General features: G+C 70.5%; 19 protein-coding genes and 1 tRNA gene. 11 read left to right on the top strand and 9 right to left on the bottom strand.

All coding sequences use genetic code 11. From position 1 onward, the window contains the following. The first annotated feature begins 30 nt into the window (after positions 1–30). The 4 genes from QSK25_RS25205 (at position 31) to QSK25_RS25190 (ending at position 8,127) form a co-directional block, all read left to right on the top strand. Positions 31–4,998 (top strand): NACHT domain-containing protein, encoded by a 4,968-nt coding sequence (locus QSK25_RS25205; RefSeq protein ID WP_285641771.1) that lies wholly within the window; start codon positions 31–33, stop codon positions 4,996–4,998. Between the two features lie 243 nt (positions 4,999–5,241). Next, complete coding sequence (gene rho, locus QSK25_RS25200; protein ID WP_352236320.1) at positions 5,242–6,267, top strand: transcription termination factor Rho; 1,026 nt, start codon at positions 5,242–5,244, stop codon at positions 6,265–6,267. Positions 6,268–6,565: 298 nt separating this feature from the next. Beyond that, entirely contained in the window at positions 6,566–7,699 is a 1,134-nt protein-coding gene (locus QSK25_RS25195) for a Glu/Leu/Phe/Val dehydrogenase dimerization domain-containing protein (RefSeq protein ID WP_285641768.1), read from the top strand. Positions 7,700–7,710: 11 nt separating this feature from the next. Continuing rightward, on the top strand, positions 7,711–8,127 hold the full coding sequence (locus tag QSK25_RS25190) for an SRPBCC family protein (RefSeq protein ID WP_285641766.1): 417 nt from the start codon (positions 7,711–7,713) through the stop codon (positions 8,125–8,127). A 4-nt stretch (positions 8,128–8,131) separates the two neighbouring features. Here QSK25_RS25190 and QSK25_RS25185 read toward each other — a convergent pair whose 3' ends face one another. The 4 genes from QSK25_RS25185 to QSK25_RS25170 form a co-directional block, all read right to left on the bottom strand. Then, positions 8,132–10,522 carry an ATP-binding cassette domain-containing protein gene (locus QSK25_RS25185; RefSeq protein ID WP_285641765.1) on the bottom strand — a complete coding sequence of 797 codons (2,391 nt, stop codon included), beginning with the start codon at positions 10,520–10,522 and terminating at the stop codon, positions 8,132–8,134. A gap of 51 nt (positions 10,523–10,573) precedes the next feature. After that, entirely contained in the window at positions 10,574–11,290 is a 717-nt protein-coding gene (locus tag QSK25_RS25180) for a GNAT family N-acetyltransferase (protein ID WP_285641760.1), read from the bottom strand. 1 nt (position 11,291) lies between these two features. Beyond that, a complete protein-coding gene (locus tag QSK25_RS25175) occupies positions 11,292–11,846 on the bottom strand; it encodes an EF-hand domain-containing protein (protein ID WP_285641757.1) in 555 nt (184 codons plus the stop codon). 74 nt (positions 11,847–11,920) lie between these two features. After that, positions 11,921–13,978 carry a hypothetical protein gene (locus QSK25_RS25170; RefSeq protein ID WP_285641756.1) on the bottom strand — a complete coding sequence of 686 codons (2,058 nt, stop codon included), beginning with the start codon at positions 13,976–13,978 and terminating at the stop codon, positions 11,921–11,923. Positions 13,979–14,240: 262 nt separating this feature from the next. Here QSK25_RS25170 and QSK25_RS25165 point away from each other — a divergent pair, with 262 nt between their 5' ends. Together QSK25_RS25165 and QSK25_RS25160 are read left to right on the top strand one after the other, a co-directional pair. Then, on the top strand, positions 14,241–15,020 hold the full coding sequence (locus QSK25_RS25165) for a bestrophin-like domain (protein WP_285641755.1): 780 nt from the start codon (positions 14,241–14,243) through the stop codon (positions 15,018–15,020). 213 nt (positions 15,021–15,233) lie between these two features. Then, entirely contained in the window at positions 15,234–15,785 is a 552-nt protein-coding gene (locus QSK25_RS25160; RefSeq protein WP_285641754.1) for a hypothetical protein, read from the top strand. Here the strand turns inward: QSK25_RS25160 and QSK25_RS25155 are convergent. The 3 genes from QSK25_RS25155 to QSK25_RS25145 all read right to left on the bottom strand — a co-directional run bounded on the left by QSK25_RS25155 (position 15,748) and on the right by QSK25_RS25145 (position 18,172). After that, positions 15,748–15,942: a PspC domain-containing protein gene (locus QSK25_RS25155; RefSeq protein WP_285641751.1), complete on the bottom strand. Its 195-nt coding sequence runs from the start codon at positions 15,940–15,942 to the stop codon at positions 15,748–15,750. The genes QSK25_RS25160 and QSK25_RS25155 overlap by 38 nt on opposite strands. 223 nt (positions 15,943–16,165) lie before the next feature. Next, positions 16,166–16,768 (bottom strand): TetR/AcrR family transcriptional regulator, encoded by a 603-nt coding sequence (locus tag QSK25_RS25150; RefSeq protein WP_285641748.1) that lies wholly within the window; start codon positions 16,766–16,768, stop codon positions 16,166–16,168. A gap of 27 nt (positions 16,769–16,795) precedes the next feature. Further along, positions 16,796–18,172, bottom strand: a complete 1,377-nt coding sequence (locus tag QSK25_RS25145; protein WP_285641746.1) for a class I adenylate-forming enzyme family protein — start codon at positions 18,170–18,172, stop codon at positions 16,796–16,798. A gap of 37 nt (positions 18,173–18,209) precedes the next feature. Here QSK25_RS25145 and lnt point away from each other — a divergent pair, with 37 nt between their 5' ends. The 4 genes from lnt to QSK25_RS25125 are packed head-to-tail and all read left to right on the top strand — an operon-like array spanning position 18,210 to position 21,345. After that, on the top strand, positions 18,210–19,757 hold the full coding sequence (gene lnt / locus QSK25_RS25140) for an apolipoprotein N-acyltransferase (RefSeq protein WP_285641745.1): 1,548 nt from the start codon (positions 18,210–18,212) through the stop codon (positions 19,755–19,757). Further along, positions 19,741–20,508 carry a polyprenol monophosphomannose synthase gene (locus QSK25_RS25135; RefSeq protein ID WP_285641744.1) on the top strand — a complete coding sequence of 256 codons (768 nt, stop codon included), beginning with the start codon at positions 19,741–19,743 and terminating at the stop codon, positions 20,506–20,508. The genes lnt and QSK25_RS25135 overlap by 17 nt, the downstream gene beginning before the upstream one ends. Before the next feature lie 58 nt (positions 20,509–20,566). Continuing rightward, on the top strand, positions 20,567–20,854 hold the full coding sequence (locus QSK25_RS25130; protein WP_285641743.1) for a hypothetical protein: 288 nt from the start codon (positions 20,567–20,569) through the stop codon (positions 20,852–20,854). Between the two features lie 17 nt (positions 20,855–20,871). Then, on the top strand, positions 20,872–21,345 hold the full coding sequence (locus QSK25_RS25125) for a TspO/MBR family protein (protein WP_285641742.1): 474 nt from the start codon (positions 20,872–20,874) through the stop codon (positions 21,343–21,345). On the opposite strand, the gene QSK25_RS25120 is transcribed toward QSK25_RS25125, so the two are convergent. Both QSK25_RS25120 and QSK25_RS25115 read right to left on the bottom strand, forming a co-directional pair. Continuing rightward, positions 21,338–21,628 carry a hypothetical protein gene (locus QSK25_RS25120; protein ID WP_285641740.1) on the bottom strand — a complete coding sequence of 97 codons (291 nt, stop codon included), beginning with the start codon at positions 21,626–21,628 and terminating at the stop codon, positions 21,338–21,340. The two genes, QSK25_RS25125 and QSK25_RS25120, sit on opposite strands and share 8 nt — an antisense overlap. A gap of 49 nt (positions 21,629–21,677) precedes the next feature. Then, complete coding sequence (locus tag QSK25_RS25115; protein WP_285641738.1) at positions 21,678–24,230, bottom strand: ATP-binding protein; 2,553 nt, start codon at positions 24,228–24,230, stop codon at positions 21,678–21,680. 230 nt (positions 24,231–24,460) lie between these two features. Here QSK25_RS25115 and QSK25_RS25110 point away from each other — a divergent pair. After that, a tRNA-Tyr gene (locus QSK25_RS25110) sits at positions 24,461–24,541 on the top strand. Positions 24,542–24,568: the final 27 nt, after the last annotated feature.

Below are 24,568 nucleotides of genomic sequence, written 5' to 3'. Positions count from 1 at the left end.
CGACGCTGCGCGGCGTGGGATCATCCCCGGATGGCACGCGACGACCTGGGTTTCAGCACCGGTGACGTCACGGGCACGGTGTTCCAGGCCCAGAACATCCACGGCGACGTGCACGTCCACCCTGGCAAGACCCCTCGCGTGGCCCACGACCCACCCGCGAACTGGACTGACGCTCCCGAACCGCCACCGGAGATCCAGTCGTTGCTGTGGGCGCAACTGCACGCCGCGCACGAGACCCCGTACCGCCTGCCGGGCGCCCGCAAACCGTCCCTGGACACCGTCTACGTCCGCCAGGACCTCGGCACCGCCGTGGACGAACCCGAGACGCCCCGCCAGGGCCCCGTCCTGGACGACGACGGCAGGCTGGTCGAAACGCCGGCCCGCCCGGCCGTGCGCATCACCGTCCGCCCACCGTCCCGCGCGATGAGCACCGCCCTCGACGCCGACGACCACCTCGTCGTCACCGGCGGCCCGGGCCTCGGCAAGTCCACGCTGACCCTGCGCCTGGCCGCCGACATCGCCCAGCACTGGAAGACCCGCACCGACAACGCCCCGCTGACCGAACCGGTGGTGCCCCTCCGGATCACCGCCCGCGCCCTGGCCGGCCGCCTCGACCTGTCGTTCGCCCAGGCCCTGGCCGACAGCGCCGCCGCCGAATACGGCCCGCTGCTGCGCTCGTCCGTCGACCCCGAACTCTTCACCACCCGCCCGGTCGGCTGCCGCTGGCTCCTGCTCGTCGACGGCCTCGACGAGGTCTCCGACGCCGACCAACGCCTCCGCCTCGTCAACGCCCTCGCCGCCTGGGCCTCCGACGACACCTACCGCCTCCTGCTCACCACCCGCCCCACCGAAGGCGGCGCACTGGCGTCCCTGCACCGCATCGGCGCCGTCCGCTACGAGATCCAGCCCTTCGACGCGACCGCCCTGCGCCGCTTCGCCACCAACTGGTTCCCCGAGGACGACGCCCACCGCTTCCTGCGCCAGATCCGCGAGGCCCACCTCGACGAACTGCTCCAGGTTCCCCTGCTCGCCACGATCGCCGCGATCATCTACGGCGAGTACGCCTCGACCCCGTTGCCCGGCAACCAGTACTCCCTCTACGACACCTACCTGGCCCACATCCGCCGGGACCAGCCGGATCGCTTCGACCGCGAGAACCTCCTCGAACACCTGGCGCGCGTTCGCCTGGAAACCGACCTCCCCCTCCTGCCCGCCGCCCGCGAGTTCGTGGCGGAGAACGTGTGGCCCGAGAAACTGGCCGACTACCTGCTCTCCGTCGGCCCGTTCATCCTGCGCGGTGACGACCTCCAGTTCCTGCACCAGAGCTTCGCCGAACACCTCGCCGCCACCTCACGCGCCCGCGAACTTCCCGACGAGTTCTGCCCGGACGCCTTCGCCGACCTCCTGCACGCGGCCGAAGCCCGCGAGTCGGGCCGCTTCGCCCGAGCCGTCCTCCTGCACCACACGCGCCTGCACCCCGCGGAAGCCGACCGCCTCCTGGCGTGGCTCCACCAAGGCGATGCGTCCCAACACCTCCTGGCGGCCCGCCTGCTGGCCCACCACCTGCCCGCCTCACCCGAGGCGTTCCTGGCGACGGTGCGCGGTTGGGCGATGACCACGCACGCCGACGCACCCGAGATCCTCAGCGAGGCGACCCGTGCGACCCGCTACCCCGACCTGGTGCCGTGGCTGCGCAGTTTGATGCACCAGAGCGACGCGCCGACACGGTCACGGGCGGAATGTGCTGCCGCACTGGCGATCCGGGTGCGGGGCCCGCACAGCGCGGAGGCGACGAGGTTCCTGCGCCAGTTGGTGGACGAGCCGCGTGCGCTGGTGAGCGACCGGCTCAAGGCCGCGGAAGCGCTTGCGCAGTGCGGGTCTCACGAACGCGAGACGGCGGAACGCGGCCTGCGCGAAGTGCTCGCCGACCCCAACGCCGACGACGTGTCGTTGCGGGTCGCTGCTGTCGTGCTGGCGGCATTCGATGGCGCGGCTCGCAAGCTCGCGGTCGACTCGCTGGTCCGCATTCTGTCCGATGAGGACTCACGGCCGGGTCACGTCGTGGAAGCGGCAACGGGTCTGCTGGAGATCAGTCCCGAGTTCGCCGACTTCTGCGCACACCACCTCCTGGTCGTTCTGCGCGGTGCGGAAGGGACCGCGCACTGCTGGGACACGGCTGCGCTCGGACTTGCGTCGATCAGCCCCGCGCACCTCGAACAGGCGGCCACCGCGCTCACCGCGCACATCACCGACCGCCGGTTGTCCGCGAGTGGTCAGGTCAGAGCGGCACGAGCGTTGAGCGAGTTGGGGTCACAGCAACGCCACTCAGCGGGCCGGTTGCTCGCCGAGATGGCGGTCAACGCCGGGCGTGCGTTCGACCGGTCGATCCTGCTCGGGCGGCTGGTGACTCATCAGCCGGAACGCGACGCGGCACTGGCCGGGCTGCGGAAGATGCTCTCCGAACGTCATCAGAACTGGAACAACGTCACGCGGGCGGCAGCTGCCCTGGGAGGTGTCGGACCCGCGTACCGGGGCGAGGCGGCCGAAGCCCTGCTGGGGTCCAGCCCACCGCGCGGATCGCACGACCACGTCACCGTGCTGAACGAGGTCGCCCGGTTCGGCGCGCCTCATCGGGCACGTGCGATCGCCGACCTCCGTGATCTGCTCGCAGACGCAGCGGTAGCCGCCGAGGTGCGGTGCCGTGCCGCGAACATCCTCATCCGGTCCGGGCCGGAACTCCACACTGAAGTGATCGCAGCGTTGTGGCAGATCACATCCGTGGAACCGCAGGCCTTCTACGAACTGGGGAGTACCAGCGCGGGTGACGAAGCGTTCAGCGCGTTGGTCGAAGGCGCCACGCCGGAGGATTCCGACGTGATGCACGTGCTGGCGGCGACTGTGGCGCACGGGGACGGTGCACGGGCGGACGAAGCGGTCGAGGTGTTGCGGGCGGTGGTGCGGGACGCGCGTCGCCCGATGCGTGCCCGCCTCACCGCCGCCAGCGGGCTCAGCCTGCTGGCCGGCCGGTTCGACCGCGAGTCCGCCGTCGAACTGAGCCGGATGATCACAGGCCAGCCGATGATCACCGACTTCGTCTACGCCGTCACCTACCACTCCAGCAACGGCCCTGGGCCCCGCGCGCAACTGGCTCGGGCACTACACGCGGTGCTCGCCGATGGCCGCACCTCCACCGCGCGGAGGTGGAGTGCGCTGCAGGCGCTGCAGGTTCTGGGACACGGCGAGGAACCGGAGACGGTGGCGGCCTTGCGGAGCCTGGCCGAGTTCCCCGGTGCTGATCCCGCGCAGCGAGCAGGGGCAGCGCTCGCTGCCAGGTCGGAACTCGCGGCGGACCTGGTCGCGTCCGCCGCGAGGTACTTCCTGTTCGAGCGGCTGAAGGACCTGGTCGGTGACCTGCTTTCGTCCGGTGTGGACTTGAGCGGGAGGTTCCGAGCCCAGCTGGCCTCCGACGCAACGGCCGTGGCCAAGCGCATCTCGGCTGCCACAGCGCTCGGTGACGAGGATGAACTGCTCCGGATCGCACGGGATGCGACAGTGGGCCAAAGGCCGCGAGAATCGGCCTACTTCAGTCTTGCGGCACCGGAGGCGCTCGCGTTCCACCGCGCGACGCTGGACGACCCCGATGCGCCGGTCGAGGAGCGAGGCCAGGCGGCCTGTGCGCTGGCCAAGCTGGACAGGAGAACCTGGCAGTTCTCGATCGACGCCTTGTGGCGGCTGGTGGCGGATCCCGGCATCACCGCGGTCGAGCGGGCGAAGACGTTGCGGCAGTTGGACACGCTGCTCCGCCCGCGCTCGGACCGGTACCGGCGGGCCGTGATCGAGGTCCTGCGCGGGCCGGACGTCCTGGGAGAGGAGTGGCACCCGCTCGTCGCCACGCTGGACCGTCCGGTGCGCACGGATCTCGAACGCACCCGGCTGCACATCCGGTCGATCTCGATCGCGGATCGGGTGCCGGCCGCCGACCAGTGGGACGACCTGCCGTTGCGTGACGAGGCGGTGGCGGAGATCCGCGACGTCATCGCGGCGCCGGAGACCAGCCTGCGCGAACGTGTCCGGGCGGCGGTCGCGTTGTTCGGCATCTCGTTCACCTTCCACGCCGAGGCTGTCGCGGTGCTGGAGCGGTTGCCGGGCAGGTTCGCGCGGAACGCGCTCGCCGGGATGGGTGAGGCGCAGTGGTGGCGGGTGCGCGACGAGGCCTTCGCCGAGGTGACGGACGTGGGCCTGCCGCGTCGGGTGCGCGGGCAGGCCGCTCAGGTGCTCGACGATCTCCACGTCGACGTGCCGGGCGAGGTGTGGCTGAACCGCATCGACGGTCTTTCGGCCCGCGAGGACGTCGATGCCCTGCGCCGCATCAGAGACGCGGGCGAACCGGTCGAGCGGGCGCGGGCGGCGGAGGTGCTGCGGACGTGCACGACCGAGGACCGCGTCGCCGGTGTGCGAGTGCTCGCACAGGTGGCCGAAGACGGGGCTGTCCGTCCTGCGTTGAGGGTTCGGTCGGTCGGGCACCTGCTGAAGTTCGGTGAGGTGGGGAGGAAACGGGCGGCGGCCATCGCGCTGGTGATGATGGCGGACGACGGGCTTCCCGTGCTGGTTCGGGCCAAGTCCGCCGTGGCGCTCCTGCAGGCGGCTCGGACGTCTCGGCGGAAGGTGGTCGCCACCCTGACGGAGCTCGCGGCGCTGGCTGACCCGTTGCGGCGGGTCGAGGTGTGGAAGCGGCTGGGTGCGGTGGAGCCGTTGCGGGCGCTGGCGGCGAGTGAGGGTGACGCCGTCGTGCGGATGCGGTGTGCGCGCGTGGCGGTCGGACTCAGGCACGACCAGCGGGAGTGGGCGGCCGGGGTGGCCCGGTCGGTGGCGTGGGACGAGTCCGTCGCCAGGCACGTCAGGTGCAACGCGGCGCGGGATCTGGCGTTGTGGAGTACGTTGATGCGGGAGGACGCGCGGGCGTTGTTGGTCCGGTTGAGGGACACGTGCTCGGAATAACAGGTGCGTGACTGACGTTCTCTGCTATGGTTCGTTCGCAACCGGCGGTGTGCGGGACGCACACGTAAGGACCGGACCAGCTGCTGGACCATCAGAGATCCGCAGCGAAGACCCTCCAGCCTCTCACGCTGGTGGACCTGTATTCGAAGCGCTCTCCTCCGCAAACGAGCACGGCCACAAGAGGCCCTGCGAGCGGAGTTGCAGAGACGCACCTCGAGCAACCCTCCTGAAAGGACAGTACCGATGGACATCGGTGTACTCGACGTACGTAACAACAAGGCGTTCCTCGTTGGCGGGGCTCAGGTTCCGCAGGCGCTCGTGCGGCAGTTCGACCTGCGGCGCGGCGACCGGATCAGCGGAGAAGCCGAGAACGACCGGCTCGTGAGCGTGGACACCGTCAACGGGCGCGCACCGCACCAGAGGCCGCGGTTCGAAGAGCTGACGCCGCTCTACCCCAACGAAAGGCTGCGGCTGGAGCACGATCCGGAAGAGCTCACCAGCCGGGCGATCGACCTGGTCATGCCCGTCGGCAAGGGGCAGCGGGCGCTCGTCGTCGCGCCGCCCAAGGCGGGCAAGACCATTGTGCTGCAACAGATCGCGCAGGCGATCGCGAAGAACCACCCCGAGGTGCACCTCATCGTCGCACTGGTCGGCGAACGGCCGGAAGAGGTCACCGACATGCGAACGACGATCCCCGGGGAGATGTTCACCTCCACCTTCGACGAGCACCCCGGCGAGCACATCCGGGTCGCCGAGTTGGCGGTCGAACGGGCCAAGAGGCTCGTCGAGGACGGCCAGGACGTGGTGGTCCTGCTCGACTCGCTCACGCGGCTGGGGCGCGCGTACAACCTCGCGCAGCCCAACGGGGGCAGGATCCTCAGCGGTGGCATCGACGCCAGGGCGCTGACGCCGCCGAAGCAGTTCCTCGGGGCCGCGCGCAACATCGAGAACGGCGGCAGCCTCACGATCTTCGCCACCGCGCTGGTCGAGACCGGGTCGCTGGCGGACACGGCGATCTTCGAGGAGCTCAAGAGCACCGGCAACGCCGAGCTCAAGCTCGACCGCAAGGCCGCCCAGCGGCGGATCTACCCCGCGATCGACCTCGTCCAGTCGAGCACGCGCAAGGCGGAACTCCTGGTGTCGCCGCAGGAGATGGCCATCATGGACGCGGTGCGCCGGGCCTTGGCGGACCGCGAGATCGACGCGCTCGTCGAAGGACTGCGCAAGACCCGGAGCAACGCCGAGTTCCTCCTGCAGATGTCGAGGTGAGCGAGGCCGGCGGTGCAGTGCTCACGACCACCGAGATCATGAGGAACCCCAGCAGGACGATGCGGGCGATCGGTACCCGCTCGCCGGTCCGCAGCGAGGCCGCCACGGCAGCGAGGCCGCACGAAGAACACCACGGTCGGGAGAACGTCACGTTCGCGCGGCGGAGAGACTTGCGCAGGTGCGTGCGTTCGCCGAGTCAGTTCCCGCTGGGCCCTCGAGATGGTTGACTGATTCGCCAGTCAGTTGTTCGGGGTGGACCACGCGGCCGCGGTTCTACGCTGAAGTCAAGGGGTGTTCGATGAGTTACCTCCAGGTCGCCTGGACCGACCCGGCCACGCAGGCGCGCGGCTACCTCGTGATCGACCGGCTGGTGCGCGGGGTCAGCAGCGGGGGACTGCGCATGCGCGCGGGCTGCACGATGGACGAGGTGCGCGGCCTGGCGGAGGGGATGACCGCCAAGGAAGCCCTCAACTACGACCCGCACGCGAAGTACGTCCCGCTCGGCGGCGCCAAGGGTGGCATCGACCTCGACCCCTACGACCCGCGGGCGGAGGACGTCCTCACCGCGTACCTGAAAGCCATGTCCCCCTACATCGAACGCTTCTGGACGATGGGCGAGGACCTCGGGCTGCGGCAGTCCACGATCGACGCGGCCATCGCGAGGATCGGACTCGAATCGTCCATCCAGGCCGTCTACCCGTTGCTCGACGACGAGCAGAAGGCGCGCCAACGGCTGAAGGACGCGTTCGCGGTGACCGTCGACGGCGTCAGCCTGGACGAACTCGTCGGCGGCTACGGCGTCGCGCAGGCCGCGCTCACCGCCATCGAACACCTCGACCTGGGCAACCCCACGGCGTTCGTGCAGGGCTTCGGCTCGATGGGCGGCGCGACGGCCCGCTACCTCGCCAGAGCCGGGGTCAGGATCGTCGGCCTCGCGGACGTCCACGGAGTCGTCGCGAACCCGGACGGCCTCGACGTGGAAACCCTGCTGCTCACCAGGGACGCGCACGGCGCCATCGACCGCACCGGGCTCAGGCCGCAGGACCGGCAACACGACCGCGACAGCTGGCTCACCTTCGACGCCGACGTCCTCGTCCCCGCCGCCACCAGCTACGCGATCGACGCCGCCAACGCGCACCAGGTCACCGCGAAGCTGATCGTCGAAGCCGCGAACATGCCGGTGACCGCGCAGGCCGAGGCCGAGATCGACGCGGTGATCGTCCCGGACGTCGTCGCGAACTCCGCCACGAACTCCTGGTGGTGGTGGACCCTGTTCGGAGACATCGACCCCACGGCCGAGTCGGCGTTCGAGAAGATCCGCACGAGCATGCGCGCGCTCACGACCAAGGTCCTCACCGACGGCGGCTTGCCGCGTGAGGCCGCGCGGAAGATCGCCGGGAAAGCGGTGCAGGAGATCGAAAAGCGGTTCTAGACTTCGGGGCCATGCCGGGCCTGAAGAACATCTCCACGATCGCGGCACCGCCCGAACGGGTCTGGGCGGTGCTCGCCGACGTCGAACGGTGGCCGGAGCACATCCCGACCGTCACCACCGCCGAGCGCCTCGACGACGGCCCCCTGCACGTCGGCGCCCGCACCCGCCTCAAACAGCCGAAGCTGTCCGAGGCGGTGTGGACGGTCACCGAACTCACCGAGAACTCCTCGTTCACGTGGGTGTCGAAGTCGCCCGGCGTGACGATCACGGCCGAGCACCTCGTCGAACCGCACGAGAACGGCACCCGGCTCACCCTGGGCCTGCTGCTGACCGGCCCGCTGGCCGGTTTCGGCTGGCTGCTGACCCGGTCGATCACCAGGCGTTACGTGGCCGCCGAGGCCGCCTCCATCAAGAAAGCGGCCGAATAGCCCCTCAGCGCTTCTTGCGACGGGCCGGCGCGCCCACGTAGTCGGCCAGGTGCTCGCCGGTCAGCGTCGACCGCGTGGCCACCAGGTCCGCCGGCGTGCCCTCGAACACGACCTTGCCGCCGTCGTGCCCGGCGCCGGGACCGAGGTCGATGATCCAGTCGGCGTGCGCCATCACGGCCTGGTGGTGCTCGATCACGATCACCGACTTGCCCGACTCGACGAGTCGGTCGAGCAGGCCCAGGAGCTGTTCGACGTCCGCGAGGTGCAGGCCGGTCGTCGGCTCGTCCAGCACGTAGACGCCGCCCTTGTCGGCCATGTGCGTGGCGAGCTTCAGGCGCTGCCGCTCACCGCCGGACAGCGTCGTCAGCGGCTGGCCGAGCGACAGGTAGCCGAGGCCGACGTCGTTGAGCCGCTGCAGGATCGCGTGCGCGGCAGGGGTCTTGGCCTCGCCGGAGCCGAAGAACTCCACGGCCTCCGCGACCGGCATCGCGAGCACCTCGGAGATGTCGCGGCCGCCGAACTTGAACTCCAGCACGGCCTGGTCGAACCGCTTGCCCTCGCAGACGTCACAAGGGGATTCGATCGTCGCCATGATCCCGAGGTCGGTGAACACGACGCCGGCGCCGTTGCAGTTCGGGCACGCGCCCTCGGAGTTCGCCGAGAACAGCGCGGGCTTCACGCCGTTGGCCTTGGCGAACGCCTTGCGGATCGGCTCCAGCAGACCGGTGTAGGTCGCCGGGTTCGACCGCCGCGAGCCCTTGATCGGCGTCTGGTCCACCACGATCGCGCCCGAGTCCCGCGGCAGGGACTGGTGGATCAGCGACGACTTGCCCGACCCCGCCACTCCCGTGACCACGGTCAGCACCCCGAGGGGGACGTCGACGTCCACGTCGCGCAGGTTGTTCGCCGAAGCGCCCCGGATCTCCAGCACGCCGGTCTTCTCCCGCACCGACGGCTTCAGCGCCGCCCGGTCGTCCAGGTGCCGGCCGGTCACGGTGCCGGACTTGCGCAGCCCCTCCAGCGACCCCTCGAAGCAGATCGTCCCGCCGTTGCGTCCCGCACCGGGACCGAGGTCGACGATGTGGTCCGCGATCGCGATCGTTTCCGGCTTGTGCTCGACGACGAGGACCGTGTTCCCCTTGTCGCGCAGGCGGAGCAGCAGGTTGTTCATCCGCTCGATGTCGTGCGGGTGCAGCCCGATGGTCGGCTCGTCGAACACGTACGTCACGTCGGTCAGCGCCGACCCGAGGTGCCTGATCATCTTGACGCGCTGCGCCTCACCGCCGGACAACGTGCCCGCGGGCCGGTTCAGCGACAGGTACCCGAGACCGATCTCCACGAACGAGTCGAGCGTGTGCGCGAGTTTGTCGATCAGCGGAGCCACGGACTTGTCCTTCACCCCGCGGATCCAGTCGGCGAGGTCGGTGATCTGCATGTCGCACAGGTCCGCGATCGACACGCCCTTGATCTTGGACGACCGCGCCGCCTCGGTCAGCCGGGTGCCACCGCAGTCGGGGCAGGTGCCGAACGTCGCCGCGCGGTCCACGAACGCCCGGATGTGCGGCTGCAGCGCCTCGCGGTCCTTCGACAGCATCGACTTCTGCAGCTTCGGGATCAGGCCCTCGTAGGTCAGGTTGATGCCGTTGACCTTGATCTTGACCGGGTCCCGGTAGAGGAAGTCGTGCAGTTCCTTCTTGGTGTACTTGCGGATCGGCTTGGCCGGGTCGATGAACCCGGACTGCGCGAACGTCTGCACGGTCCACTGGTTGTCGACGTTGTAGCCGGGCACCTTGATCGCGCCATCGAGGATCGACTTCGACTCGTCGTAGACCTCTGTCAGGTCGATGTCCGACACCTGCCCGCGTCCCTCACATCGGGGGCACATGCCGCCGGTGATGGAGAACTCGCGGCGCTCCTTGACCTTCTGGCCGCCCTTCTCGATCGTCACGGCGCCCGCGCCGGAGATCGAGGCGACGTTGAACGAGAACGCCTGCGGGCCACCGATGTGCGGCGTGCCGAGGCGGCTGAACAGGATGCGCAGCATCGCGTTCACGTCGGTCGCGGTGCCGACGGTCGAACGCGGGTCGGCGCCCATCCGCTGCTGGTCGACCAGGATCGCCGTGGTGATGCCCTCGAGGAGGTACACCTCCGGGCGCGGCAGCGTCGGCATGAAACCCTGGATGAACGCGCTGTACGTCTCGTTGATCAGCCGCTGCGACTCCGCGGCGATCGTGCCGAACACCAGCGAGCTCTTGCCCGAGCCGGAGACACCGGTGAAGACCGTCAGCCGCCGCTTCGGGATCTCCACGTCGACGTCGCGGAGGTTGTTCACCCGCGCGCCCTGCACGCGGATCAGGTCGTGGGTGTCCGCGTCGTGCGGTGCCGTCCTGGTCATGGCGCAAAACTAACTCGCGCGCCCCGCTCGTGCTTCTCGATTCGTGATCGGTCATCCACGAATTCGATAGTGGTAGGTGCACACCTCGCGGAACCCCGTCCGCTCGTACAGCCGGAACGCCGTGGTGTTCGCCTTTTCCATCTGCAGGTACATGTGGTTCGCCTCGCGCGCGGCCGCCCACGACGCCAAGGCGGCGAGCACGGACCGTGCGGCGCCCTGACCACGTGCGTGGGGGAGCGTCGCCATGCCGAACACGCCTGCCCAGCCCTGCTCGGCCACCGCCCGCCCGACGGCCACGACCTGGCCGTCCACCTCGGCGTACGCGTAGGCGGACGGGTGCTCGACGCGGCTGAGCAGGTCGCGCTCGGCGCTCACGTCCCGCGTCGTCACCGCCTGCCACGCCGCGAGCCACTCGTCGGTCGGCCGGACCGTCACCTCGCCCGCGTCCGAGTCGGACTGCCGCAGCACGTCCGCGGTCGACGCGATCTGCAACGACATGGCATGACCCCGGGTGTAACCCCTGGCGTGGAGCGTGTCGTCGAGGTCCTCCGCGCACACGCCCGGCGTGATCTGGAACCGCACCCGCGCGCCGCGTTCGGCGCAGAACTCCTCGGCCTGCGCGACCCGGTCCTCGCGGTCGTGCGGCAGCACGGCGCTCACCCACCAGGCGTCGCCGGGGGAGTGCCGCAGCCACCAGCCGCCCGCCTCCTCGACGTGAGCGGCGGGCTGGGCGCGGGCCGCGTGCTCCTGCAGCGTCTTGAGCAGCACGTCAGTCCAACGACCCCAGCAGCCAGTTGCCGGCCTCGGCGGGGTCCTCGGAGAAGTAGAACTCCCGGATCGCCGCCAGCAAGGCCTGTGTGGACAGCAGACCGTCCTCGTCGGACAGCAGGTCGTGGATGCCCCGCGCATCGGCCTCGGACAGGCCCATCAACGCGCCGGTCCACTTCACGTGCTCCTCCAGCGTGAGCCTGCCGTCGCCGTCCTCGTCCGCCACGGCCATGACCGCGTCGAGGAACGGCACGTAGCCCTCGTCGAACGACTCAGGTGTCTCCAGCAACCCGTTCGCGAACGCCCTCTTGTACTCCTCGACGCTGATCCGGCCGTCGCGGTCCTGGTCGGTCACCGACACCAGGTGCTCCCACAGCGCGAGCAACATCCCGTGGAACCGCACGGCTTTCGGGTCGTCGTGGACCAGTCCGAACGCCTTCGTGGTGCGCTCGCCCGCCTGGGCGAAGTCCTCCCGCTCGATGAACCCGTCACCGTCGGTGTCGTAGGTCCGGAACCGGCGGGCGAGCTTGCGTTCGAGGAAGGCGGTGATCTCCACACGACCCTTCTACCGCATCCGGCCCAGAAACGACACGCCCGGGTTCACGTTGTGCCGGGTCGTTCGCCCGGCGTTCAGCGGCGTCCCAGACCGGACAACGCGCTGGCCACGACCACCATGCCGATCATCCCGAGCACCGCCGCGATGCCGCCCGCCGCGGCTTTCGGCACCTGCTGCACGTGCGCGACCGGTGTCGGCGGCTGCTGCACGCCCGGTGCCGGGGGTTCCGGCAGGGGTGGCAGCGGGGCGGACAGCGACTCGACCCGCACCAGCGCGCTCTCGCTGACGGCGACGTTCGTGCCGGCCCCGGACACGGTCAGCCGCGAGTTCAGCGGCGCCGTGGCGAGGCACGTGTAGGTGACGCGCTGCCGTGGCTCCAGGGCGGGGAACGCGCGGTGGCACGCGGCGGGCTCGCCCTCGACCCGGACGTCGGCGATCCGCAGGTCCGAGGGGTTGCCGACGGTGACCGTCACCGTGACCTCCTCACCGTCGCGAGCCCGGTCCTTCGACCAGGCCGCGGTGATCGTCAACCGCGGGTAGATCACCTCGACCCGCACCGACGCCGACGCCTCGACCCGGCCGCCGATCCGGTCGGCGGCGGTGACGGTCGCGGTCAGCGCGCCGCTCTCGTCCCCGGCCGGCGCCGTGCAGTCCACCGTGGACGACGCACCGGGGTCGAGTTGCCCCTGCATGGGGTTACAAGGGGCACCCGCCTTCGCGGTGAGGCCGAGGAGCGGAGTGTCGCCGGTGTTCGTGACGGTCGTCGTGAACGTGACCGCCTGCCCCGGCAGCGCTGTCATCGGGTCGGTGCTGGTGGTCGCCCGCAACGCCGGGTGCAGCACGTCCACGGTCGAGGCCTTCTGCGCGGTCAGCGGATCGCCCGCGAGGCTCGTGCCGCTGACCGCCACGGTCGCCGGGTAGTCGTCGTCCGCGGCCGTGGTCGTGCAGGCCTGCCGCACGCTCGCCCGCGGCGCGAGCGTGCCGACCTGCTGCCCGCACACCGTGACGTCGGCGGCGGGAGCGTCCCCGGCGTTCGTGACGGTCGCGGTCTGCGTGACGGTCTCCTTCGCGTGCGCGGCCGGGTTCTCGGGAGCGACCGCGAGGGTGAGCTCGGGCAGCGGGAACGACCAGGCGACGCTCTGCACGAGGAACGCGTCGTCCGCCCGCTTGAACCCCAGCTCGGCGCTCCTCGTGCCGGGTTTGAGGACGTTCTCGCCGACGGTCACGACCCGTGCGTCGACGCTCATGTTGTTGGGGTGCGCGGCTCCCTGCGCGAACGACGTGAACGCGTTGCGCCCGCCGACCTGGAATCCGTTGACCAGCATCTGGTCGCCGTCGGTGGCCCAGTCGCCCTCGTACGCCGTGATTCCCATCCGGACGACCCCGCCGGTGGGGTGCGTCGGTGCGATCGGCGTGGTCAGCACGGGCTTCCGGGTGGGCAGCCGGACGTGCCCGCCGTGCACCGCCACGTGCCGTTTGGCGGGTGCGGCGGCGGTGGCACCCGCGAACTTCCACACGACCGTGAGCGACCAGCCGCCGAAGCAGTCGAACCCCTGCGGCGCCCAGACGTTGCCGACCGTCACGGTGCCGCTGGTCAACGCCCGCGTGACGTCGGCCTCGGCGCTGTAGAAGGCGTTGTCGGTGTGCGTCAGGTCGTCCGGCTCGTCGACCACGAACGTGGCGGGGGAGACGCGGGTGCCGTTGAACGTGACGGGATCCCTCGGGGTGCCGGGTGGGGTCACCCCGTCCCGGCAGGTCGCGCTGCCCGCCCAGCCGAGCTTGGCGTGGGCGACGGTCGCGCCGTCCGGGATCGTGAGCCGGGCGGTCGACGAGTTGTACGTCGCCGGATCGGTGTCCTCGTCGAGCCACGACATGCGGTGGCCGTTGTTCAGCGCGGACAGCCCGGAACCCTTGCGGTCCAAGGCGTCCACACAGGACCGCGGCGGGAACTTCGGGTGCGGCCCCGCCTGCTCGGCCGTCGGGCACGTGACGACGGAGTTGCCCACGACCGCGACGTCCCCGTACACCGCCTCGTCGAACTGGGTGTGCCACACCTCGGCCGCGGCCACCGGCGGCCCCGGCGTGAACAGCGGAACCAGCAGCACGACGGCGATGAGGATCGGGACACGCATGCCACGCCTTCCGGTCGGGGTCGGCACAGGTTGGCACGCCCGCGGGTGGTTGTCACCGCACGCGGTTCAGGCCGTGATCACTCTCCGTTGAGGACGGCCGTGACCGGTTCTCCTGTTCGTGTCAACGACTTCGCGGCACACCCTCCGATGTGGACCTGCTGTGTGCTTGATCAACACCACGTTGCTCTTGATGGGCGGGGAAGAGTGCCGGGAAGCGTGGTGCCGGTGGTCAAACGCTGTCCGCTGTGGGGAGATGGAGGCCATGTGGACCGGTGTTGTCATCGTGCTCGCGTCGGTGGTCGTCACGGCGATCGCCTTCCTGCTGTTCGGGCGTTCCCGCGCGCACGAGCAGGCCGACGACAGGGACGCCGACTCGCGCGGCTTCCTCGGCGCGGTGATCAGCGGCCTGTTCATCGTGGCACTGGCGTTCTACATGGTGATCGTCTGGGAGGAGGGCGGCGCCGCCGAGGACAACGCCGCGAAGGAGGCCGCCGCCGTCGCCGACGTCTACTGGCAGACCGCCGTCATGCCGCAGCCGCAACGCGACCAGATCCGCACGCTGCTCACCGACTACCCGAAACTGGTGGCGGACCAGGAATGGCCGAAGCTGGCCGTCGGCGAGTCCGACGACGCCACCACCGCGGCGCTCAACTCGCTGCACGCCGACGTCCTGTCCCTGCCGTCGTCCCCGGACGCCGTGAAGAGCGCCCGCGAACGGTCGCTGGAACGCCTGCGCGAGGTCACCGACCTGCGGCGCGACCGGCTGGACTCGGCGAGCGGCCTCGACAACACCGGCCGGATCATGCTGATCGGCACGATCGCGGGCGCCGTCGCGATGATCGTGTTCCCGCTGCTGATCGGCTTCACCGCGCGCAAACGCCACATCCTGCAGATGTGCCTGACCTCGGCGGTGCTCGCCTTCGTCTGCGTGCTGTGCCTGGGGATGACCCAGCCGTTCGACGGGTGGTTCCGGGTGGAACCGGAGTCGTTCACGAGCCTGTCGGAGGAGCTGGCCGCGATCCCGATCGACGAGAACCGCTGAACAGCGCGCGGTCCGGCAGCCGCCGGGTGCACGGCGGCGTTCGACTTCGGCCGGACTCCTGGCCGGCGCACGAGACCCGCTGGTTGCGAGAGCGCGTCCACGTGCTCGGCAACAACGTTTGAACAGCGTGCGAGCACTCAGACACCCTCGGCGACGAACACCGCGAGTCCGGATGAGATGATCCCAACCGGACAAAGCCCGGGGGAGAAGCACATGTGGGGACGCAGGTCCGCGCCGCAGAAGCTGGTCGACGCGTCGGGGTTCGGCTGGAAGCACCTGACCGACCGCAGCGAGTCGAGCGCCGCCATGGTCACGGCCTACGTGGCCGCGCAACGGTCGGCGCCCGACGACGTGCTGCCCACGGTCGCGCGGGTCGCGGAGAAGCTGCTCGCCGACGACGCCAACCACGGGCTCGTGGCCGAGCTGGTCGAGGACTTCCAGAACCTCGCCTCGCACGGCCTCGAGCAGGTCCGCTCCCCGCAGGAGATCCGCATGGCCCTCGGGCCGCGCACCCTCGACGTGTGGGACGAGGTGGAGCGGTTCTGGACGGACGTCGCGCACTGGCGGCGCGGCACCGGAGAGCCGATGCGGCACAACGCCGACGTCCTGTCCGTCGAGAACGAGTCCCTGAGGGCTCAGCTGTGGACGTCGAACAGGAGCCTCGGCGACGGCACCCGCGTGGGATTGCCCGAGGCCGTCCTGTTCGAGAAGTCCGGCGGCGAGCCGATCAGTAGCCGCGGTCGGGCATCATCACCCAGAGGATGATGTAGACGACGAACTGCGGTCCGGGCAGAAGGCAGGACAGCAGGAACAGAAGGCGCACCGTGCCGGCCTTCATCCCCCAGCGCTGGGCGAGCCCCGCGCAGACACCCGCGATCATCCGGTTGGTCCTGGGCCTGCTCAAAGCAACTGTCGTGGTCATGTACCAAGGATGCCCAGTTTCGGGCATTTGTTGCATCGGGGTCGAACCCTGGTTGAACCCCGATGATCGACGTCACGCGAGACCGGGGATTTCCCGTTCAACAGAACGCGCACGCCGGACGTCTGAGCGCTTCGCCGGAAGTCCTGTTTCACGAGCGCGTCTCACGTTGCCGGAGTGCACGCGGAGAGCTTCGTTGGGGCGGACGGGGCTTCCGGGCAGTTGGTCAGACGGACGCGGTCGACAGCTGGTCTACGAACCGCAGGCACGTCGTGCGCATCGTGTCGACCGTCATCGCCTTCGAGCCCGCCAGCACCTGCAGTGCGAGGCCGTCGAGCATGCTGACCATCATGTTCGCCAGCTCCAGCGGGTCACCGGACGCGACGAGGTCGCCGGACGCCTGACCGTCGCGGAAGATGCTCGCCACGATGTCGCGCCACTCGCCGTAGAAGCGCTCGTTGAGCTCCTGCAGCTCCGGGTTGCGGATCGCCTCGACCCACAGCTCGGCCCAGACCTTCCACGCCTCGACGGTCTCCGCGCCCTCGGGCAGGTACGACTCGACCACCATGCGCAGGCGTGACAGCGGCGGCTCGTCGGACTCGAGGATCCAGCGGCGCCGCGTCACGGAGATCTCGAAGCAGTGCTCGAACGCCGCGTCGGTGAGTTCGCGCTTGGTCTCGAAGTAGTAGTGCACCGTGCCGCCGGAGACACCGGCGTCCTTGGCCACGTCGGAGACCCGGAGATGCCGGAAGCCCTCGGCCGCGATCACCTTGCAGGTGGACGCGAGGATCTGCGCCTTGCGTTCGGCTTCCACGCTTGGACGGGGCATCCGTCACCTCCTGGGTTTGGCCAGACCTTACCGAAACAGGGAACGAAGCTTGCGCTTGTCGACCTTTCCGATCCTCGTCAGCGGAAGTTTCGACACCACCGTCACCCCGCTGGGCTGGTAGAGCTCACCCAGTTCGGCCACGACCGAAGCACGAATCCTGTCGACATCGACATCCGGTCCTTCGGCGACCAGGAAAACGTGCACCACTTCGCCCAGCTCCTCGTCGGGCTGCGCGACGGCCGCGGCCTGCCTGATGCCGGGCAACGTCACCAGGAAGTCGTCGAGCAGCCGGGAGTAGACGTTGTCGGACGTCCTGCCGGTGACGATGACGTCCTTGCTGCGGTCGTTGAGGTAGAGGTAGCCCTCGTCGTCGAAGTAACCCATGTCGCCGGTGTTGAACCAGCCCTCCGCCGTCTCGCTCAGAGACGGCTCGCCCCAATAGCCCTCCATGACGAACGGCCCGCGCACCCAGATGTCGCCGTCGCGGGTCTCGACCTCCAGCGCGGGGTTGACCTTGCCGACGGTCCGCATCGTGTCCGGCCGGTCGAAGTCGACGGACGTGGCGGGCATGGTCGTGATCGAGAGGGCCTCCGTCAGGCCGTAGGTCTGGTGCACGACCGGGCCCCACGCCTCGATCGCCTGCCGCAGCCGGCGCGGGGCGAGCGCGGACCCGCCCACGATCACGGCGCCGAACTGCGGTCCGGGGCGGTCCGGGTGGTCGAGGACCTCGTACAGCATCGGCGGCACGAGCACGGTCGAGGTGATCCGCTCCTCGCGGACCAGGCGGCAGAAGGTGCCCGCGTCGAACACCGACGGCCCCAGCACCAGCTTCGAGCCGGTGGTCAGCGCCATCTGACAGGCCGCGGCACCGCTGCCGTGGGTGATCAGGGTGGTGCACAGCACGCTCATCGGCGGCATGCCCCGGAACGCCTCCCAGCGGCGGTCGGCGCGGTGGACCGCGAGCTTCGGCAGCCCGGTGGTGCCGCCGGTGTACATGACCGTCGTGAAGCTCGGCGCCGGTGTGCGTTCGACCGGCTCGCCGGGGAGGTCGTCCAGGTCCCAGCCGTCGAGCCGGTCGCTGAACGCCGGGTCGACCACGACGCCCTTCACCTCGGCCCGTTCGAGCAACGCCTTCAGCTCGTTCGTGCCCGGCTCCGGTGGCACGTGGACGAGGCGGCCGCCGAGCAGGTGCACGGCGACGCCGAGCAGGACGGCCTCGGGGGTGTTGCCGACGAACGCCGCCACGCCGTCGCCGGGGCCGATGCCGCGGCGCACGAGGCCGTCGGCGAGCCGGAACAGCAGGTCACGGGCCTGGGCGCGGGTGAGTCTGGTGTCGCCGCCGATCAACGCCTCGCGTTCGTCTTCTGTGGACAGTCGCTCGAGCACCAGGTCGACGTAGGTCATGACGTTCTGTGTACTCCTGGCCTCGTACGCTGATCGGGTGGTCGCACCCCCCATCGCGCCGGAATCGCCGGAATCGCCCGTGCGCAGGCGAAAGCTGAGCGTTCCGGTTCTCACGCGCATGGCACTCGCCGTCGTCGGCGGTGTGCTGGTCTACCTGAGCTTTCCGCCGCGGCCGCTGTGGTTCCTGGCGCCGGTGGGCTTCGCGCTCCTCGCCCATGTGATCTACGACAAGCGTGCGCGCGCCGGGTTCGGGTACGGGCTGCTGTTCGGACTCGGGTTCATGGTGCCGTTGCTGCGGTGGACGGGTGAGTTCGTCGGGCTCATCGCGTGGCTGCCGCTGGCGCTCGTGTGCGCGTTGATGATCTCGCTCGGCACGGCCGCGATGGCGTTCGTCTCGCGCGTGCCGGGGTGGCCGCTGTGGGCCGCGTGCCTGTGGGTGGCCGACGAGTGGGTGCGCGGGCTGGTGCCGTTCGGCGGGTTCACCTGGGGCAAGATCGCGTTCGGGCAGCCGGAGGGGTGGTTCCTGCCGCTCGCGTCGCTGGGCGGCGCGCCGCTGCTGACGTTCGGGGTGGTGCTCACCGGGTTCGGGCTGTTCTGGCTGGTCAGGAACTGGAAGCTCGGCCTGCCGCTGGTCGCCGTACCGCTCGTGGCAGGGCTCGTGGTGCCCGTGGGGGTGGACGCCTCCGCCGGGACCGTCACCGTCGCCGCGATCCAGGGCAACGTGCCGCGCGCCGGGCTCGACTTCAACTCCCAGCGCCGCGCGGTGCTCGACAACCACGTCAACCGGACCATCGAGCTCGCGAACGACGTGAAGGCGGTCGAGCAGAAGCAGCCCGACGTCGTCATCTGGCCGGAGAACTCCTCCGACATCGACCCGTTCCGCAACCCCGACGCCGCCGCGCGGATCGACCAGGCCGCGAAGGCGATCAAGGCCCCGATCGCGGTGGGCGCCGTCGTCGTGGACAAGAACGACGGGCTGCCGCGCAACCAGGTGGTGCTCTGGGACCCGGAGAAGGGGCCGACGGACACCTACACCAAGCGCAAGCTCCAGCCGTTCGGCGAGACGATGCCGATGCGGTCGTTCTTCCGGCTCTTCTCCTCGACCGTGGACCGGGCGGGCGTCTTCCAGCCCGGCACCGACCCCGAGGGTTTCGTCATGGGGCCCGCGAAGGTCGCGATTGACACGTGTTACGAAGTGGCGTTCGACTCAGTGGTGCGCGACACGGTGACGGCCGGCGCGACGATCATCGCGATCCCGACGAACAACGCCACGTTCGGGTACACGGAGATGACCTACCAGCAGCTTTCCATGTCCAGGGTGAGGGCCGTGGAGCACGGGCGAGCGGTGGTCGTGGCCGCCACCTCCGGGGTCAGCGGGATCGTGCAACCTGACGGTTCCGTCACTCAGAAGACTGGGCTTTTCGAACCGGGTGCCCTGGTCGCGACACTGCCGCTGCGGACGCAGACTACGCTGGCGACTTGGCTAGGAGCCTGGCCCGAGTGGGTGATTTCCGCTGCGGGCCTCGTGGCGTTGGCGCTGGGCTTCACCCGACGACGGAAGGACTCGAATGGCGCGGCAGCCTGACCAGGAACTCGGGCAGGTGCTGGTGGTGATCCCGACCTACAACGAGCGGGACAACATCGGAAAGATCGTCAAGAGGCTGCACGCGGCGCTGCCCGACGTGCACGTCCTGGTCGTCGACGACGGCAGCCCCGATGGCACCGGCCAGCTCGCCGACGAGATGGCGGCCGCTGACGACCGGGTCCACGTGATGCACCGCACCGAGAAGGCCGGGCTGGGCGCCGCGTACGTCGCGGGCTTCCAGTGGGCTCTCGCGCGGGACTACGGCGTCATCTGCGAGATGGACGCCGACGGGTCGCACGCGCCGGAGCAGCTGCACCGGCTGCTCGACGCGCTGCCGCAGGCCGACCTCGTGCTCGGCTCGCGCTGGGTGCCGGGTGGCGAGGTCGTGAACTGGCCCGCGCAGCGCAAGTTCCTCTCACTGGGCGGATCGCTCTACTCGCGGCTGGCGCTGGGCGCGAACGTGCGCGACATGACCGGCGGCTTCCGGGCGTTTCGCGCGGACACCCTGCGCAAGCTGAACCTCGCCTCGGTCGCGTCCGCCGGGTACTGCTTCCAGATCGACCTGCTGTGGCGCACGATCGAGCTGGGCTTCCGGGTCCGCGAGGTGCCGATCACCTTCCTCGAGCGCGAGTTCGGCGAGTCGAAGATGAGCGGCAACATCGTCCGCGAGGCACTCATCCGCGTGACGAAGTGGGGCCTGCGCAGGCGCGGCAACCAGGTGAAGGCGCTGTTCACCGGCAAGAAGAAGTAGCGGCGGTCGGCGTGTCCGGCGGTTGCGAGCGCGACCGCCGGACCGCACTGTGTGACGCATGGGCCTCGCCGACCGGATGATCCGCCTGCTCTGGGCGGTCGGCGGTGAGGACGTGGCATCCCGTGTCCTGAGCACGCACTGGCGGCTGCTGCCGACCGACGACCCGCTGGGCCGGGCGTTGCGCGGACGGCTGGTGGAGGCGTTGCGCGCCGAGCTGCCGGGCCACGACGCGGCGATCCGCGAGGCCGTGCTGGTCGACGAGCTCACCCTGCTCGGGCCCGCGCAGGGTGAGCGGCCCAGTCGCGCGGCCGTGCTCGGCATCGTGCGTGCATTGCCGGGCCGCTGAACGGGTATGTGAGTGCCATGACGCTCGTTTCCCAACGGCACCCGGTCCGCGCCCTCGGGCTCTTCGCGGCGGCCGTGCTGGTCACCGCCGTGGTGGGGTCGCTGTTCTCCGTGTCCGCCGGGTCGACCTACGCGATGCTGGAGCAGCCCTCCTGGGCGCCGCCCGCGTGGTTGTTCGGTCCGGTGTGGACGACGCTCTACGTGATGATCGCGGCCGCCGGGTGGCTCGCGTGGCGGTCCGGGGCGACGCGGGGCGAGCTGACGTTGTTCGGCGCGCAGCTGGTGCTCAACGCGGCCTGGACGCCGTTGTTCTTCGGGCTGGGCTGGTTCTGGCCGGCGTTCGCCGAGATCATCGTGCTGTGGGCCTCGATCGCCGTCCTGATCGTGGTGTTCTGGAGGCGGAACAAGGCCGCCGGTCTGCTCCTCGTGCCCTACCTGGCGTGGGTGAGCTTCGCGGCGGCCCTGAACCTGTCGATCGCCGTCCTCAACTGACACCGTTCACTTGGCTCGGCACGAACTCCCGCAGCACCTCCATGCCCGTCATCGTGGGCGCTCCGGCCGGTTCGGGGCCGAGCACGCGGGCCAGGACCGGGCCGAGGACCTCGCGGAAGAAGCGGTCGGCGTGCTCCTTCGACTCCCAGACGGCGATGACCCGGAACTCGCCGTCCGCCCGGCAGGCGTAGCGGGCGCGCAGGCCGTCCGGGACGAGCGCGCCCATCGCCTGGTCGAGCTTGTCGAGGGAGTCGGTCGGCGGGGTCGCGATGGTGAGCCACATGGGGTCCTCCTTCAGGTCGTTGCGTCCGAAGGTAGGGAGTTCGCGCTGGTCAGCCATCCGCCGGAGTACTCGGTGCGGTACTCATCCACGCCGCGATCTGGCTGCGGGTGCGGAAGCCGAGCTTGGTGAGGACGTGTTGCACGTGGTTCTGGGCGGTGCGTTCGGAGATCACCAGCCGGCGGGCGATCTCGCGGTTCGTCAGACCCTCGGCGACGAGCGTGGCTACCTCGTGCTCCCGGCTGCTGAGTTCGGTCGTGCTGAACGCGGTCATGCCCAGCGACCGGATCGTGTGGTCGGCGGCGCGTTGCACGGCGTCGGCGTCCCGGCCCACGGCGCGCAGCGCGGCCGCGAGGTGCCAGCGCGCCTCGGCGGCGAACGCGGGCGCGCCCGCGCGTGAGGCCTCGTCGGCGGCGCTGGTGAGGTCGGTGACGGCCTGGTCGTGTTCCCCCAGGGCGAGGTGGCCGCGGCCCAGCGCGAGCGTCACCGGACCCATGTACGCGACACCGTTGCCCGCCGCGTGCTCGCCCCGGAACTCCGCGAGCCGGGGCAGGACGAGCCGCAGGTCGTCGGCGAGGCCGAGACCCGACGTCACGAGGACGGCGTCGACCAGGCCCGGCAGCACGAAGAACGCGGGCAGGTCCCACTGCTCGACCGGTCCGGCGCCGCGGTAGCACTCCAGGGCCTCATCGCGCAGACCCGCGCGCAGCAGGAGGAACGCGCGGGTGAGCTTCGACATCAGCCGGAACCGCGGGGGCGGGTCGTGGAAGTGCCGGGCCAGCGCGAGACCGTCCTCGGTGGGGGTCAGGTGGCAGGCGAGCCCGCACTGGAGGGCGAAGTAGGCGCCGGAGGCCGGTTCGCGTTCGACCACCCGCATCCGGTCGTAGGCGCGCCGGCCCGTCGCCTTGGCCTCCGCGAAACGGCCCTGCGCCTGCGCGAGGCACGCCGTCACGACGTCGAGGTGCCACCACGGAACCTGGCCGCCGACCCGTTCGCAGGCTCTCGCGAGGGCCGGGAGCTCTTCCTGTGCGGCCGCGAGTTCGCCGCTCTCGAGCAACGCGTGGACCCTCCACAGCGAACCCCACATCGCGCCGCGCGGGCTGTGCGTGCGGTGGGCGAGCGCGATCATCTCCGCGGCCAGTTCGAGGCGTTCGGCCCTCCCCGCAGGGCCGGGGCACGCCTCCTGCCTCGCGTGCAACGCCTCCGCGAGCGCGCGGTCGTCGCCACGGGCGAGGGCGAGCGCCTCCCGGCTCAGCGCGTCGAGCCGGTGCTGTTCGCCCCGGTAGAACGCCAGGTGGCTGCGCTGGGCGAGCAGGCGGGCCCTGGTCGGTGGGCTGACCTCCTGGCTCAGCGCGTGGTCGCACAACGGGGTCGCAACCGCGTTGACGCCCGCGCCCGGCGCCGCCTCGAGGACCAGCGCCGCCTCCGCGACCTGCTCGGGCGTCCCGGCGAGCTCGGCGGCGCGTTGCGCGGCGGCGACGCACCCCGGGAGGTCCCCGGCGAAGTAGGCCGCCCGGCCCAGCGCCACCTGGACCTCGTGGCTGTCGCCGAGGGCGGCCGCCGCCCGGTAGAGGCGCACGCCCTCCTCGTAGGCCAGGCGCGTCACGGCGTCCCGCGCGGCCCGGATGGTCCACGCACGGGCCTGCTCGTTCTCACCGCACGCCTGCCAGTGCCGGGCCACGTCGGCGTAGTGCGTGCTGTCCGCCATCTCCTCGGCGATCCGGCGGTGCCGCGCGCGGCGTTCGGCGGGGGAGAGGGACGCCTCGACGGCGTCCCTGGTCAGCGCGTGCGCGAACCGGTGCCCGGTCGCGTCGAGGAGCGTCCCCGCCTCGTCCAGCGCGCTGATCGGCACTCCCGAGGCCGCCGCCGCCAGGTCGAGGTCGAAGTCGCGGCCGATCAGCGCCGCCGTCCTGACCAGCTCGCCGGCGTCGGCGGGCAGCCGCGCGAGGCGGGCCGTGACGATGTCGCGGACGCTGCGCGGTGGCTGGTCCGCGCGCCACGTGCCGTCGGAGATCGCGCGGGCGATCTCCGTGACGAACAACGGGTTCCCGCCGGTCAGCTCCATGATCGTGGCCGCGTGCTCGTCCCCGGCGAGCCGCGCGACGTCGTCGGCGGACAGGCCGTGCAGGTCGATCCGCTCGGCCGAACGCATCAGGTCCGCGACGGCGGGGCACGGGTCGCGGAACGTCGCGAACAGCAGCCCGCGCGGCCGGGTGGCGAGGTGCGCGAGCACCAGCAGTGACGCCTCGTCGGCCCAGTGCACGTCCTCGACCACGACCACCAGCCCGTCGCGGTCCAGCGCGGCCGCGACGGCGTCGAACACCCGGAACCGGTCCTGCGGCACCTCGGCGTCGTGCGCGAGCACCACGTCGGGGTCGGCTCCCACGGCCTTGAGCACCTGCCGCCACGGCCAGAACGCCGGCGCCCCGGCGGTCTCGACGCAGTGCCCCCACACCACCTGGCGGCCCAGCGCCAGGGCGTGCCCGGCGAGTTCCTGGGCCAGGCGCGTCTTGCCGATGCCCGGCTCGCCGCCGCAGAGCACCAGCCGTCCGGTGTCCGAGGCGAGCCACGACCGTGCCGCGGCGAGTTCCCGAGTGCGTCCCACGACCTGCACGCCTGGATATCGCGCAAACCGCCGAGCACGTTTCCCGATAAATCGTTCGCACGCTTTCACCAGATCGGGCAAGGTGGTTCGCATGCGCCGCTATCGCAGCTATCCGCCCAGCTCAGGCTCTCCGTCGTGACGCTCTGACGCGTCACCGACGTCGAGAGCCGCCCTCCCGTGCAGAACGGGCAGGGCGGCTTTTTCGTGCACTCGAAAAGTGATCGAACAATGGTGGAGACGGGGCTGTGGAGCCCCGCCCGTCTGTAAAACGGGAGCCTCGCGCACAGTCGGTTCGACTCCGACCTCCACCACTCGCCGGGGACCGTGATCGGGATCCC

Origin of the sequence: Lentzea sp. NBRC 102530 (genome assembly GCF_030269365.1) — a bacterium.
Taxonomy (GTDB): domain Bacteria; phylum Actinomycetota; class Actinomycetes; order Mycobacteriales; family Pseudonocardiaceae; genus Lentzea.
This window is presented reverse-complemented; position numbering and strand designations above follow the sequence as displayed.

Excerpts from the sequence above, each read along its gene's own strand:
- QSK25_RS25150 (WP_285641748.1), bottom strand. The coding sequence starts at position 16,768 with ATGCCCCGTCCAAGCGTGGAAGCCGAACGCAAGGCGCAGATCCTCGCG.
- QSK25_RS25195 (WP_285641768.1), top strand. The coding sequence starts at position 6,566 with ATGAGTTACCTCCAGGTCGCCTGGACCGACCCGGCCACGCAGGCGCGC.
- QSK25_RS25185 (WP_285641765.1), bottom strand. The coding sequence starts at position 10,522 with ATGACCAGGACGGCACCGCACGACGCGGACACCCACGACCTGATCCGC.
- QSK25_RS25170 (WP_285641756.1), bottom strand. The coding sequence starts at position 13,978 with ATGCGTGTCCCGATCCTCATCGCCGTCGTGCTGCTGGTTCCGCTGTTC.
- QSK25_RS25160 (WP_285641754.1), top strand. The coding sequence starts at position 15,234 with ATGTGGGGACGCAGGTCCGCGCCGCAGAAGCTGGTCGACGCGTCGGGG.
- QSK25_RS25145 (WP_285641746.1), bottom strand. The coding sequence starts at position 18,172 with ATGACCTACGTCGACCTGGTGCTCGAGCGACTGTCCACAGAAGACGAA.
- rho (WP_352236320.1), top strand. The coding sequence starts at position 5,242 with ATGGACATCGGTGTACTCGACGTACGTAACAACAAGGCGTTCCTCGTT.
- QSK25_RS25190 (WP_285641766.1), top strand. The coding sequence starts at position 7,711 with ATGCCGGGCCTGAAGAACATCTCCACGATCGCGGCACCGCCCGAACGG.
- QSK25_RS25205 (WP_285641771.1), top strand. The coding sequence starts at position 31 with ATGGCACGCGACGACCTGGGTTTCAGCACCGGTGACGTCACGGGCACG.
- QSK25_RS25120 (WP_285641740.1), bottom strand. The coding sequence starts at position 21,628 with ATGTGGCTCACCATCGCGACCCCGCCGACCGACTCCCTCGACAAGCTC.
- QSK25_RS25135 (WP_285641744.1), top strand. The coding sequence starts at position 19,741 with ATGGCGCGGCAGCCTGACCAGGAACTCGGGCAGGTGCTGGTGGTGATC.
- QSK25_RS25155 (WP_285641751.1), bottom strand. The coding sequence starts at position 15,942 with ATGACCACGACAGTTGCTTTGAGCAGGCCCAGGACCAACCGGATGATC.
- QSK25_RS25125 (WP_285641742.1), top strand. The coding sequence starts at position 20,872 with ATGACGCTCGTTTCCCAACGGCACCCGGTCCGCGCCCTCGGGCTCTTC.
- QSK25_RS25130 (WP_285641743.1), top strand. The coding sequence starts at position 20,567 with ATGGGCCTCGCCGACCGGATGATCCGCCTGCTCTGGGCGGTCGGCGGT.
- QSK25_RS25165 (WP_285641755.1), top strand. The coding sequence starts at position 14,241 with ATGTGGACCGGTGTTGTCATCGTGCTCGCGTCGGTGGTCGTCACGGCG.